General features: G+C 48.9%; 12 protein-coding genes. All 12 read right to left on the bottom strand.

Going from position 1 to position 13,056, the window contains the following annotated elements; all coding sequences use genetic code 11:
* Positions 1-24: 24 nt before the first annotated feature.
* Positions 25-1,587 carry a ribonuclease Y gene (gene rny / locus KNQ12_RS09530; protein WP_023467703.1) on the bottom strand — a complete coding sequence of 521 codons (1,563 nt, stop codon included), beginning with the start codon at positions 1,585-1,587 and terminating at the stop codon, positions 25-27.
* Positions 1,588-1,780: 193 nt separating this feature from the next.
* Positions 1,781-2,824 carry a recombinase RecA gene (gene recA, locus KNQ12_RS09525; protein WP_023467702.1) on the bottom strand — a complete coding sequence of 348 codons (1,044 nt, stop codon included), beginning with the start codon at positions 2,822-2,824 and terminating at the stop codon, positions 1,781-1,783.
* A 111-nt stretch (positions 2,825-2,935) separates the two neighbouring features.
* The gene (locus tag KNQ12_RS09520; RefSeq protein WP_214747766.1) at positions 2,936-4,168 is read right to left on the bottom strand and encodes a competence/damage-inducible protein A; all 1,233 of its coding nucleotides are present in this window, start codon (positions 4,166-4,168) and stop codon (positions 2,936-2,938) included.
* A gap of 71 nt (positions 4,169-4,239) precedes the next feature.
* On the bottom strand, positions 4,240-4,818 hold the full coding sequence (pgsA, locus tag KNQ12_RS09515; protein ID WP_023467700.1) for a CDP-diacylglycerol--glycerol-3-phosphate 3-phosphatidyltransferase: 579 nt from the start codon (positions 4,816-4,818) through the stop codon (positions 4,240-4,242).
* 63 nt (positions 4,819-4,881) lie between these two features.
* Positions 4,882-5,781, bottom strand: a complete 900-nt coding sequence (locus tag KNQ12_RS09510; protein WP_035398676.1) for a helix-turn-helix domain-containing protein — start codon at positions 5,779-5,781, stop codon at positions 4,882-4,884.
* Positions 5,782-5,808: 27 nt separating this feature from the next.
* The gene (locus KNQ12_RS09505; protein ID WP_023467698.1) at positions 5,809-6,591 is read right to left on the bottom strand and encodes a DUF3388 domain-containing protein; all 783 of its coding nucleotides are present in this window, start codon (positions 6,589-6,591) and stop codon (positions 5,809-5,811) included.
* A 94-nt stretch (positions 6,592-6,685) separates the two neighbouring features.
* A complete protein-coding gene (gene ymfI, locus KNQ12_RS09500; protein WP_023467697.1) occupies positions 6,686-7,390 on the bottom strand; it encodes an elongation factor P 5-aminopentanone reductase in 705 nt (234 codons plus the stop codon).
* Entirely contained in the window at positions 7,390-8,661 is a 1,272-nt protein-coding gene (yfmH, locus tag KNQ12_RS09495) for an EF-P 5-aminopentanol modification-associated protein YfmH (RefSeq protein WP_251055780.1), read from the bottom strand. Before yfmH ends, ymfI begins: the two co-directional genes overlap by 1 nt.
* Positions 8,658-9,911: an EF-P 5-aminopentanol modification-associated protein YfmF gene (gene yfmF, locus KNQ12_RS09490; RefSeq protein ID WP_023467695.1), complete on the bottom strand. Its 1,254-nt coding sequence runs from the start codon at positions 9,909-9,911 to the stop codon at positions 8,658-8,660. The genes yfmH and yfmF overlap by 4 nt, the downstream gene beginning before the upstream one ends.
* Positions 9,908-10,459: a cob(I)yrinic acid a,c-diamide adenosyltransferase gene (locus KNQ12_RS09485; protein WP_023467694.1), complete on the bottom strand. Its 552-nt coding sequence runs from the start codon at positions 10,457-10,459 to the stop codon at positions 9,908-9,910. The genes yfmF and KNQ12_RS09485 overlap by 4 nt, the downstream gene beginning before the upstream one ends.
* 33 nt (positions 10,460-10,492) lie before the next feature.
* Complete coding sequence (locus KNQ12_RS09480) at positions 10,493-12,220, bottom strand: ATP-binding protein (protein ID WP_023467693.1); 1,728 nt, start codon at positions 12,218-12,220, stop codon at positions 10,493-10,495.
* A 2-nt stretch (positions 12,221-12,222) separates the two neighbouring features.
* Positions 12,223-12,939 carry a response regulator transcription factor gene (locus KNQ12_RS09475; protein ID WP_023467692.1) on the bottom strand — a complete coding sequence of 239 codons (717 nt, stop codon included), beginning with the start codon at positions 12,937-12,939 and terminating at the stop codon, positions 12,223-12,225.
* Between the last annotated feature and the right edge of the window lie 117 nt (positions 12,940-13,056).

Genomic DNA, 13,056 nt, shown 5'->3' with positions numbered 1-13,056 from the left:
AGTGGCGGTCGCCCGCCACTCCATTTATTTCGCGTATTCGACTGCTCGTGTTTCCCGAATGACCGTGACCTTGATGTGTCCCGGATAATCGAGTTCTTCTTCGATTTTTTTCCGGATGTCACTCGCCATCTTGTGAGCCAGTACATCATCGACGACGTCAGGTCGAACGATGATACGGACTTCACGACCCGCTTGGATCGCAAATGATTTTTCGACACCGTCGAACGATTCCGAGATTTCCTCGAGGCGTTCGAGACGGCGGATATAACTTTCGAGTGTCTCTTGACGTGCACCTGGACGAGCAGCAGATAATGCATCCGCAGCTGCAACCAAGACGGAAATGACAGATGTCGCTTCCGTATCCCCGTGGTGGGACGCGATCGCATTGATGACGGTTGGATGTTCTTTGTACTTCGTACCGAGCTCGACTCCGATCTCAACGTGACTGCCTTCGACTTCGTGGTCGATCGCTTTCCCGATATCATGCAGAAGACCCGCACGCTTCGCAAGCGTGACATCTTCTCCAAGTTCAGCTGCCATCATACCTGCAAGGTGGGCAACCTCAAGTGAGTGATACAGGACGTTCTGTCCGTAACTCGTACGGTACTTCAAGCGACCGAGAATTTTGACAAGGTCCGGATGAATGCCGTGGATTCCGACATCATACGTCGCTTCTTCCCCGATTTCTCGAATCCGCTCGTCGACTTCACGACGGGATTTGTCGACCATCTCTTCAATACGGGCCGGGTGAATCCGACCATCCTGAACCAATTTCTCGAGCGCCATTTTAGCGACTTCGCGACGAATTGGGTCAAAACCAGACAAAATGACGGCTTCCGGCGTATCATCGATGATCAAGTCGATCCCAGTCAAGGTCTCGAGCGTACGGATGTTGCGGCCTTCCCGTCCGATGATCCGACCTTTCATCTCATCGTTCGGCAAGTTGACGACCGATACAGTCGTCTCTGCGATATGTTCAGCGGCGAACCGTTGAATCGCAAGTGACAAGATGTTACGTGCTTTCTTGTCGGCTTCTTCTTTTGCTTTTTGTTCGATTTCTTTTTGAAGAATGGCTGCATCATGTAAAGCAGCCTGTTTCGTCTCATCCATGATGATCGTTCTTGCCTCGTCTTGCGATAAATTCGCGACGCGGACAAGCTCTTGACGTCCCTGTTCATACAGGTCCTCTACTTTGCGCTCTAGTTCTTCAGCTTGATGCTTCCGTTTCGCGATCTCTGCATCACGTGTATTGATCTGATCTTCCTTACGGTCGATAGCGTCAACACGGCGATCGAGTGTCTCTTCTTTCTGGAGCAACCGGGCTTCTTGTTTCGCTAGCTCTTGGCGACGTTCACGCAATTCTTTTTCCACTTCGTTACGAAGTTTGAATGCTTCATCTTTCGCTTCGAGTACTGCTTCTTTTTTCGTTGCCTCAGCCGATTCACGCGCACGTTCAACGATTTTGTTCGCTTCCGTTTCTGCGCCTTGAATTTTCGCTTCTGCAATCGATTTCCGCAAGAAGTAGCCTACGATGAATGCGATCAGCAAAGTGAGGAGAAGTATGACAATCCAAGTCAGTGTACTCATGGGTTCACCTCCCCTTTGCAAGGTGTTTCTTAGTTCATTTCGGTATTTCATCGAAGCTGTCTAAAAAACGTACATCTATATTGTAAGGATAGCACTCGTTCATTGTCAACGAACGGACGGGAAAGAATTCCACTGTTTTCCTCTTTTACACTAAAAAAGAGAGGATTCGCACGCGAATCCTCTCTGAAACGGTTTATTCAGCAAATAGATCTTCTGGTTGTTCTGCTTCGAAATCAACCGGCTCTTCGCGATCGACGAGACCGTGGTGTTCACGAATCAAACGTTCGACCTCTGCTGCGACTTCCGGATGCTCGACCATGTATTGTTTCGCGTTCTCACGCCCTTGACCGAGACGTTCAGAGTTGTACGAGTACCATGCACCACTCTTTTGAACGATATCAAGGTCTGTTCCGATGTCGATCAACTCGCCGACTTTCGAAATCCCGAGACCATACATGATGTCGACTTCCGCTTGTTTGAACGGAGGCGCGATCTTGTTCTTGACGACCTTAATCTTCGTTTTGTTACCGACGACATCCGTACCGTTTTTCAACGCTTCCGCACGACGCACTTCTAAACGAACAGACGAGTAGAATTTAAGTGCACGACCGCCTGGAGTTGTTTCCGGGTTACCGAACATGACACCGATTTTTTCACGGATTTGGTTGATGAAGATGACGATCGTCTTCGATTTATTCGTTGCACCAGACAACTTACGAAGCGCTTGGCTCATCAAACGTGCTTGAAGACCGACGTGTGAGTCACCCATCTCGCCTTCGATCTCTGCTTTTGGTACGAGTGCTGCAACAGAGTCGACGACAAGAATATCGACCGCACCAGAACGAACGAGTGCTTCCGCGATTTCAAGTGCCTGTTCCCCAGTGTCCGGTTGTGACAAGAGGAGCTCATCGATGTTGACACCGAGTTTGTTTGCATATGCTGGATCGAGCGCGTGCTCCGCATCGATGAATGCGGCTTGTCCGCCTTGTTTTTGAACTTCTGCGATTGCATGAAGCGCAACCGTCGTTTTACCTGACGATTCAGGTCCGTATACTTCGATGACCCGTCCACGTGGGTATCCACCTGCACCTAGGGCAATATCTAATGTAATCGATCCAGAAGAGATTACTGATACCTTCTGATCCGCATTTTCTCCGAGTTTCATGATAGAACCTTTACCGAACTGTTTCTCTATCTGGCGTAACGCCATCTCAAGTGCTGCTTTACGATCACTCACGTAGCAGGCCTCCTTTTAATTATCTTACTGAGATTATTGTACTTCTTTTGAGACCGAATGACAAGCATTTTACGAACATTTATTCGCATACTTGCACTTCGATCATTTTTCTTACTCTGATGCTTTCTCGAGATGTTTCAGTAAAAGGAAATAGGTATCCTTGACGGCGCGCAGTCGAATCATGCCTCTGTCGAACGATGGATATTGCCATTCGACGATCCGTGTTCCATGTGCGTCCGCAACAGCACAATAGACCGTTCCGACCACTTTTCCACTGTTGCTCGTCGGACCTGCTTCCCCCGTCAAGGCGACGGCGATATCGGATTGATACAGTTCTCGTGCCCCTTCAGCCATCGCAATCGCGACCTCTTTACTGACAGCAGTATGCTCTCGTAATAAATCCTCTGGTACCGATAACACGGCTTGCTTCGCTGCATCATCATAGACGACAGCGCTCCCGCGCAATACTTGACTCGCACCGCTGACATCAACGAGACCACTCGCGACAGCTCCTCCCGTCAGTGATTCGGCGAGCGAAAGTGTCAATCCTGCATCTTGATACCGTTTTAGGACGACTTCCGGCAGACTCGTCTCCCCATATCCATAAAAGTACATGCCGACTTCAGCAAGGACGTGTTGTTCGAGTTCATCGAGCATACGATCGGCTTCCTGTTGATCGAGTGCTTTAGCCGTCAGGCGCAACCGGACTTCAGCGAGCTCCGCATACGGTGCGACCGATGGATTGGTCGCTTCCTTGATCAACGTTTCTAGACGGTCGTTTAACGCCGATTCCCCGATTCCGAAGAATCGTAACGTTCGAGAACGAATCGTTTCTTGACCGAATAGATGACTGAAGTGATCTTTGAGGATTTGCTTCATCTCGCGTGGCACACCGGGTAAGACGATATATTGGTGATGCTCCGTTTGGACCGACATACCGGGAGCAAGTCCTGCATCATTACGTAAAACCGTTGCACCATCGATGATTAATGCTTGTTTTCGTTCGTTGATCGTCATCTCTCGTTGACGTGTCTTTAAAAACCCTTCGATTCGCTCGTACGCCGCTTGATCGAGAACGAGATCACGTCCGAGGAGATCAGCGAGCACCTCTTTCGTTAAATCGTCTTCCGTCGGTCCAAGACCTCCTGTGATGACGAGGAGATTTGCCCGCTGTTGTGCCTGACGGAATGTTTCTTGCATCCGTTCGCGATTGTCACCGACGACTGTATGATAATGAACGTCAATTCCGGCACTCGCTAACCATTCGGAAAGGTACTGTGCATTCGTGTTCGCGATTTCCCCAAGGAGGAGTTCGCTTCCGACTGCGATGATTTCTGCTTTCATGTTGATTCCTCACCTTCTTGAAGTATAAGAAAAGACTGTTCGGTATGACGAACAGTCTAAATTGATCCATCTTACATGGATTTCGTAATTAACTTAATGTTTTTCGAGAAATATTCGACGCCTGAGTAGATCGTCAAGATCAAAGCAAGCCACATCGTAATATCTGCGAACGGAATGTTCCACATCGCAAAGATGATATCGTGCAACAAGTATGCCGTAATTGATGTCAGCTGGACCCATGTCTTGGCTTTCCCAGAGTTTCCGGCAGCAAGGACGATCCCTTCGTCAGATGCGACGAGACGAAGACCCGTGACTGCGAACTCTCGACAGAGAATGATGACGACGATCCATGCTGCGACGAATCCAAGTTCCACCAAGTAGACGAGTGCAGCTGCAACTAACATCTTGTCGGCAAGTGGATCCATGAATTTTCCAAAGTTCGTTACTAATTTTTGTTTACGAGCGATATATCCATCGAGCCAGTCCGTCAGTGAAGCAACAAGGAAGATGATAGCTGCAACGAAGTGTGAGACGGGAAGCTCGGCTCCCAACACATCCCACTGTCCCCAGTTCGGATCAATCGCAAGTACGATGACGAACACGGGAATTAATAAAACACGTAATACTGTCAATTGATTCGGTAAGTTCATGTAACGCCCTCCTCCTTCATTTCATATGTAAATGACATGCCATCTAAAAGAAGGCACGCCGGATTACGGCGTGGCTACTTTCTTTAGATAGATGTTTTGGACGAGAAGCGAACGGTTCAGTTTCAGTTCTTGGTCATTGACGACGATTTTATCAATCCCTTTAATCGAACCGATCCGGATGCGGATCAAGTCCGTCTTCGCGTCCTTCACGACGATCGGATTCGGATCCGATGCGTTGATGTGGTCTGGCGCGAGTGCTTTTCCTTCAAGTGATGTATCACGCACACCGACGAATGGCGACGGAGAGGCATCTTTCTTGATTTGAATCGAGACACTCATCGTATCTTTCGTTGCGACTTCATACGTGACATCTTGACCAGATGTCGACTTCGCAGCAAGTGCCTCTTTTTTAGGTTCTTCTTTTGTTTCTTCCTGTTTCGCCGGTTCTTCCTTCGGCTCTTCTTCCGTCTTCGCAGGCGCATCCGTCTCTTTACTTGGTGCGTCCCCTTGATCGATCGTGACATCATTTTGCTTCGGTGCGGACGTCTTCGCCTCTTCGTTACCGTCGAGGAACGTCTGCAGACCATAATACAAGGCAGTACCGATCGCAAAGATTAGTACGATGATGATGATGTTCGGAATCCAACGCTTCGCAACGCTCTTCTTCGGAGCACTGGATTTCGAATACGTCGCGCGCCGTGACAGTTCGACGACCGGTTGTGCTTCCGGTTCCGGAAGATCACGTTTATAAGTCGTAAAGACTTCATCGACGTCAAGACCGAGTGCTTCCGCATATGTCTTGATGAAGGCCCGGGCGTAAAAGGCTCCCGGCAATTGATCATAATTGCCTTCTTCGATCGCGACGATGTAACGCTTTTGAATCTTTGTCGTCGTTTGAATTTGTTCGAGAGAGACGCCTAGCGCCTCCCGTTGTTCCTTTAAGTAGGTTCCGAGCTCGGTCATCGGTAACACACCTTCCATTTTTCATACTTATTCAAAGTTGAACCAATCATTTCCCCCATGGGAACGAGGCAGTTCAGTCACAATGATTTCTTCAGTCGTGTTGCGTAATTCAATGATGTAATCAAAATCATCCCACGTATACTCACTCGATTTGACGAACGCATCCGGATGTTCGACGATCTTCGTCGCGGGTAGACGCATGACTTCCCGCAGGATTTGCCAGTGTCGTTCATCGAAATTTCGTTGTGACACTAACGCATCGATGATGTAAACATAATCACCCGTCCGCTCGTCGTCGAACAACGATGTTCGAACCGTCTGTTTAATCAACGTCGACGATAGGAACAGCCATTTCTTATTCGCACTGACGCTCGCTGCGACGATCGACTCCGTCTTACCGACGCGTGGCATGCCGCGGACACCAATCAACAAGTGCCCATCCTGTTTACATAGCTCTGCCATGAAATCGACGAGAATCCCTAAGTCTTCCCGGACGAAGCGGAACGTCTTTCGTTCATCACTGCTTTGATCGATATAGCGCCCGTGACGAATCGCGATTCGGTCACGTAGTTTTGGTTTTCGTAGTTTGATGACCTCTATGGTTGACATCGTCTTGAGAATAGCGGCGAGTCGTGGAATTTGATCCGGTTGTTTCGTTTGGAGCAACATACCGCGTCGTTGATGATCGACACCATTGATCGTCACGATCGAAATATGTAACATTCCCATCAACGAAGCAATGTCCCCGAGTATACCGGGACGATTGACCTTTAATTCATATTCGAGATACCATTGCTCGAACTCACTCACGCGCCCATCCTCCTCTATCAATACGATTATCCATTCCTCATGTTAAATGATTTTTTGAAAAATGAAAAGCATTCCTGAACTGAAATTCCAATGCTTACATCCACGCGCCATCTATTTTAAGGATGGCTCCCGATACATAACTCGATTCGGGTTGCACTAAGTAACGGATCGCAGTAGCCACTTCCTCTGCTTTCCCGAATCGTCCGGCAGGAATTTCAGCAATCGCTTCTGCCTTTTCATCCTCAGAAAAAATCGCGTTCATCGGCGTATCGATCCACCCCGGCGTAATCGCATTGATGCGTCCATGCATCGGTCCAAGTTCCTTACTGTATGCCTTGACGAATCCAAGCTGTGCCGCCTTGCATGTCGAATAGACGACCTCACCCGCGACACCTTGTTCTCCTAACACACTACTGATGACGACGATCGCAAGCTTCGACGTAAACGGTTTCGTTCGTGTCACGGTTTGGCTGATGCGCATCAACGCCTCGACATGAATTTTCCAGAGTTCGTGCATTGATGTTGCTGATTGATCGAGCAACAGACCGCTATAACTCGTTCCGGCACAATGGACGAAGGCATCGACGACAGGTAATGCCGCACAAAATGCCTGCAAGTCCTTCTCGTCTGCTAAGTTCGCAGTCAGGATGTGGTGCTCGCCTTGCCACTCCTCTATCATCCGTTCTAAAACCGCTTGCTGTCGATACGTCTGAAGCACCAATTCATGACCGGCGGCAGCAAGTTGTTTTGCTGCCGCAAGACCAATGGCGCCACTCGCACCGGTGATGAGGATTCGCATCACGCGTACGGTTTGACGATTGAGATCGCCCGGTTTTCAATGGCGAACAACTCGTCGAAACGGGCTTCAATCTCTTCTTTCGTAATCGAAGCAATCAACGTTGGAAGCATGAACAGGTTCGTACCGGCAAGTGCGTGACGCGAGAACTGATTCGCAATGAATTCCGGTGAATTCAAGGCACGGAGGAATTTCCCTTGCATCATGTTCCGCTTGCGCGTGACTTCATCTTCCGTGAAGTCAGGACGCGTTTGCAGGAGTGTCTCATACGCTTGGATGAACTTGTCTGGATCCTCTGTCTCCATGCCAAACGTCGCAAAGGCGAACTCTTCCTCACTCGAGTAATCAAAGCTGAACGTATCGTCAATCAGACCGTCTTCATACAGTTCCAAATACGTCGATGATGTCTGATCGAACAAGAGGTGTAACAGCAGTTCACTCGTTAACTCACGGCGGACTTGTGCCTCGCCGCGGAGCGATTGGTCCTTGTAACCGATCAATACCTTAGGTGTCTTAACGTCGAGCTCGAGTTCAAAACGTGGACGATGTACGCCATGCGGCTCTTGACCGTAATCTCGTTCGATTGCCGGGCGATCCGTATAGTCCTTCTTCGCCTGGTTCGCCTTGATCAATGCCAGTGTCTCTTCTGGATCGATGTTTCCGACGACGAACAACACCATGTTCGATGGATGATAGAACGTACGGTAGCACGTGTACAAATCATCGGCTGTGATTTGATTGATTGATTCCGGAGTTCCCGCGATATCGATCCGGACTGGATGCGATGCATACATCGATTCGATCAGACCGAAGAACAGACGCCATCCCGGATTATCTTGGTACATCTGGATTTCTTGCGTGATGATCCCCTTCTCTTTTTCAACACTCTCCGGCGTGAAGTAGGGATCTTGTACGAAATCGATCAATGTCTCAAGGTTTTGTTCGATCAGCGACGTCGCTGAGAACAAGTACGCTGTCCGCGAGAACGAGGTAAAGGCATTCGCAGAGGCACCGAGACGACCAAACTCTTGGAAGACGTCCCCTTTTTCGGATTCGAACATCTTATGCTCGAGGAAATGGGCGATGCCGTCCGGTACCGTGATCCATTCCTCCCCTTTTTTGAATCGTTGATCAATCGAACCATAACGTGTCGTAAACGTCGCATACGTCTTTTCGTATCCTTTTTTTTGCAACAAATAGACGGATAAGCCGTTATCGAGTTGCTCGTGGTATACCGTTTCGTCTGTATCGTGATAAGTCAGTTGTTCCATCATGCTTCACCTCGCAATAGATATACGGCATCAAGATCGATTGCCGCTGCTAATCGAACGACGTCTTCACGTGTCGCCGTTTCAATGATATGAATCTCATCCTCCAGTGTCAGTCCACGCATCTTCGAACCATTCAACCAACCAATCAATTGACCTGGCTGATCAAGGATTTGGCGGCGCGCATTGATCAACATCGCCTTCGTCTGTGTCAATTCTTCATCCGTGAACTGTCCTGCTTTCAAATCAACGAGTTGTTCCAAGATGATTTTCTCAGCACGTTCCGCTTCTTTCGTGTCGACCCCTGCATAAACATAGAGTGCACTGTTCAATGCCGCGTATCGTGAAGCCGCATAATACGCGAGACTCTCTTTTTCACGAACATTCATGAACAGTTTTGAATGCGGGAAGCCACCGAACAGACCATTGACGATTTGCATCCGAATCGAGTCAGCAGATGTCGGATCGACCGCTACCCGGTAACCAAGATGCAATTTACCTTGCTTGATCGGTTGCGTTTCACTCGACCGTTTCACGCCATTGACTGCTTTTTGGGCCGGAATGTAATGACTGATTTTTTCAGAATGCGATGGCAAGAATGATAGAGCGTCTTCCATCTCCTCCTTCGTTACATGTCCGACGACGAAGACATCAATCCGGTCGTCTTCAATCATCGAACGGTATGTATCACGCAAGGATGACGGGGTGATCTGTTCGAGTTCTTCGAGTGTTCCAAGGGATGGCAACGCGACGGCTTCACCTGGTGCCATCAATTCGAGAAGACGTTGCTGTGCGTAGCGCATTTTATCGTCATATAGTGAACTGATCCGTAAGGCATGCAATCGTTTTTCTTGTTTGACGAACTGTTCACGGAAGCCACCTTCCGTCAAATCTGGATACAGCACCATTTGCTCGAGCAATTCGAGTGCTTCTTTTAACAACGATGGATGATGGACGAGTTCTCCCCGGACGACATCGAGTTGGAATGAGATGACATGCTCTTCTCCGAACTTCGACGCGTCCGCATAAAGTCCCGCATCATATAGTGTTTCAAGCGGCTCACGTAACGCTTTCATCGACGGATAAGCGGCTGTCGATTTTTCCATGATGTACGGTAGGATTGCACGGCTTGTCAGCGTCTTCGCTTCTAACGGTGCTGAAAATGTGACGAGAATCGTCGTCGTCTTGAATTTATCGGTCGGAACGAGATGGTAGCTCGTTCCTTCCTTTTTCCATGTGCTAAATGACTGACTCATTGCTCTCCATCCTTTCGTTTGAATACATGCGCACTGCGGACATATTCAATATCTGCTTTTTGTTTGACGGCATTCTCGTAACGGGCTGCTGTAAAGAAGAAGTCACTGAGTCGGTTGATGAACGGTAACAAATGAGCCGCTTGAGGGACATCGATCATCGAACGTTCAACGCGACGACAGACCGTCCGTGCCACGTGTAACGTTGCAGCTGCTTCCGTTCCGCCAGGCAAGATGAACTTATCGAGCGGCGGCGATAACTCCGTTAACGTGTCGATCCAACTTTCTAAATCAATCGTCGCTTCTTGACTCAAACGTGACGGACGCGGTTCGACATACATCAAGTCACTACCACAATCGAATAACGCGTGCTGGATCACTGTCAGTTGCTCACGCACCTCGATTGACGATGCTTTCGTCCGGGCAAGTCCGACGAAACTGTTCAATTCGTCGAGTTCTCCCATCAAGCTGATCAACCGATCATTTTTTTTGACTCTTCCACCAACGAGAGATGTTTCTCCTTCGTCACCAGACTTCGTGTAAATTTTCATGTTTCATTCACTCCTATAGCGAAAGGAAGCGACTCATAATGTTCGCTTCCCTTGTTTTTTCGGTAATCGGATCCGGAAGGTCGCTCCCTCTCCCAAGCGGCTGTCGACTTCGACTTCACCACCATGAGCTCGGACGACATTCGCCACGATCGCAAGACCGATTCCTGTCCCCGTCTTGCCACGTGTCCGCGCTTTATCCGCTTTATAAAAACGGTCAAAGACGAACGGTAGATCTTCTTCTGGAATTCCGTCACCCGAATCAATGACGGATAATGTAATGTTTTCCCTATCTTCGTCAATCTTAATCTTGATTTCACCGTTCTCCGTATAACGCAGGGCGTTCCCAAGCAGGTTCGTCAAGACTTGCTCCATCTGATCAGGGTCTGCTTCAAACGCGATGTTCGGACCAGAAACCGAGAAGGTAACTTGTTTATCGCGTCCCATCTGTTTGAACTTCTTGATCACCCGCTTTGCAAAAGGGATTGCTTCGACGGATTCAATCCGTAACTCCTGATATCCCGCTTCCATTCGTGCAAGATCAAGAAGATCGTTAACGAGTCTCGACAGTCGCTGGGACTCGTCGTAAATGATCGAAGCGAATTCCTTCGTTGCCTCATCACTCTCGGTCATCCCATCGACAATTGCTTCCGAGTACCCTTGCAGCATGACGAGTGGTGTCCGCAATTCATGACTGACGTTTGCGACGAAATCAGCGCGCATCTTCTCGAGTTGCTGAGCTTCCGTCATATCACGCAAGACGGCGACCGCTCCGATCTGTTCTTCTTGTTCGAGTAACGGACTGACGATGATGATGTAGAAGCGTCCCTCTCGTTCAAAGGAGACCGTCATCTCCGTCTCTTCACGCATGACCGTCTGGAATAACTCAATTAGTTCATCCGGTACGGGAGAACCCGCCAAAAAGGCTTCAGCCGGTGGATTCGTCGCGAGGAGCTCACCTGATTTTGAGAACGTCAACACACCGTCTGCCATACAGCGCAGAATCGAGGAGAGTAAATGCCGCTCCTTGTCGAGATCCGTGACGTATTGATTGAGTTGACTACTCATTTCATTGAACGCAAGCGCTAAGTCACCGATCTCATCCCGTGAACGTTGCGTCAGGCTCTGATCAAACTTTCCTTCACCGGCCTCAACGACAGCTTGGCGAATCGTTCGCAGTGGCGCCGTGATTCGTGTCGAGAGGAAGAAGGCAAAGACGGTCGTTCCGATGATCGCTAACAGGACACAGAGTTGAATGATTTGACGTGCACCCTCATTCGCCTGTTCGATGTTCGTCAATTGCTCGATCAAGTAGATCGTTCCGTTGCCACTATCCGTAATGAGCGGTGCCCGATACGCGAGTGCTGCTTTTCCATCAAAGGTCTCATAGTTGCCTATCGCTGTCTCGCCTTCTTCACCATCAATTGCTTTCCAGTTCTGACGTTCGAGTTCCTTGATGATCCGGTTCGCCTTCGCTTGTGAGATATTCGCTTCGACGGAATCATCCTGCGTCTTTGCGATCAGTGTCGCCCCGTAGATATCCGTGATTTCAACAGCAGTACTCGACCCTTCCTCGATGCCGGAGTGCGCCTGAAAGACGGTCTCGACTTGTTGACCGAGCTTTGCCAAGTGCCCCCGTTCCTGTTCGATATGGAACGAGTTGAAAAATTCAAGTAACAAGATCGTCAAGGCGATCAAGACGACCGAAACGAGTAACAGAATCGTTCCCCATAGTTTGATGACAACGCTTTGCAACCATTTCATCGTCAGGTCGGACTATTCTCGAACTTGTATCCGACACCCCAGACCGTCGTGATCATTTGAGCGGCGTTCGGAGACAAACGATTCAGCTTTTCACGCAGACGTTTGACGTGTGTATCGACTGTCCGCAGATCTCCGAAAAATTCATAGTTCCAGACTTCCTTGAGTAATTGTTCTCGCGAGAATACCTTATCCGTTTGTTTTGCTAAGAAATAAAGGAGTTCGTATTCTTTTGGTGTTAAATTGACTTCTTGCGACTCGACCGTCACGCGGTGCGCATCATTGTCGATCGTCAAGTGTGGGAAGACGATGACATCTTTTGTTTTCGCATCCGTGTGGAGGAATTTCGTCGCACTTGCCCGACGAAGAATCGCTTTGACACGCAAGACGACTTCACGTGGACTGAATGGTTTGACGATATAATCATCTGCCCCCATCTCAAACCCATGGACGCGGTTCGTCTCTTCGCCTTTTGCCGTCAACATGACGATTGGCGTCGCTTTCGTTTTCCGCAGTTCTTCACAGACTTGCATCCCGTCCATCTTCGGCATCATCAAGTCGAGGAGAATGACATCGTATTCTGTCTCAAGCGCCATTTCAAGCGCCGTCTCTCCATTGTCTGCTTCCTCGATCGTGAAATTTTCCCGCTCCAGATACATCTTCAACAGGCGACGAATCCGTTCTTCATCGTCGACGACTAAAATACGTGCTTCTTCTGACATGCTGTCTCCTCCTATGAACTAAACTCTACTCCTCTATCCTACTACTCTTTTAGTATACTATGAAACGAAAAGAATGGCTTGCTCCGGCTGATTTCTCCGAAAAGGCACACTTCGGTC

It is taken from the genome of Exiguobacterium sp. s11 (genome assembly GCF_018619015.1).
Lineage (GTDB): Bacteria > Bacillota > Bacilli > Exiguobacteriales > Exiguobacteriaceae > Exiguobacterium_A > Exiguobacterium_A indicum.
This window is presented reverse-complemented; position numbering and strand designations above follow the sequence as displayed.

Excerpts from the sequence above, each read along its gene's own strand:
- rny (WP_023467703.1), bottom strand. The coding sequence starts at position 1,587 with ATGAGTACACTGACTTGGATTGTCATACTTCTCCTCACTTTGCTGATC.
- KNQ12_RS09520 (WP_214747766.1), bottom strand. The coding sequence starts at position 4,168 with ATGAAAGCAGAAATCATCGCAGTCGGAAGCGAACTCCTCCTTGGGGAA.
- pgsA (WP_023467700.1), bottom strand. The coding sequence starts at position 4,818 with ATGAACTTACCGAATCAATTGACAGTATTACGTGTTTTATTAATTCCC.
- KNQ12_RS09510 (WP_035398676.1), bottom strand. The coding sequence starts at position 5,781 with ATGACCGAGCTCGGAACCTACTTAAAGGAACAACGGGAGGCGCTAGGC.
- ymfI (WP_023467697.1), bottom strand. The coding sequence starts at position 7,390 with ATGCGAATCCTCATCACCGGTGCGAGTGGCGCCATTGGTCTTGCGGCA.
- yfmH (WP_251055780.1), bottom strand. The coding sequence starts at position 8,661 with ATGATGGAACAACTGACTTATCACGATACAGACGAAACGGTATACCAC.
- yfmF (WP_023467695.1), bottom strand. The coding sequence starts at position 9,911 with ATGAGTCAGTCATTTAGCACATGGAAAAAGGAAGGAACGAGCTACCAT.
- KNQ12_RS09485 (WP_023467694.1), bottom strand. The coding sequence starts at position 10,459 with ATGAAAATTTACACGAAGTCTGGTGACGAAGGAGAAACATCTCTCGTT.
- KNQ12_RS09480 (WP_023467693.1), bottom strand. The coding sequence starts at position 12,220 with ATGAAATGGTTGCAAAGCGTTGTCATCAAACTATGGGGAACGATTCTG.
- KNQ12_RS09475 (WP_023467692.1), bottom strand. The coding sequence starts at position 12,939 with ATGTCAGAAGAAGCACGTATTTTAGTCGTCGACGATGAAGAACGGATT.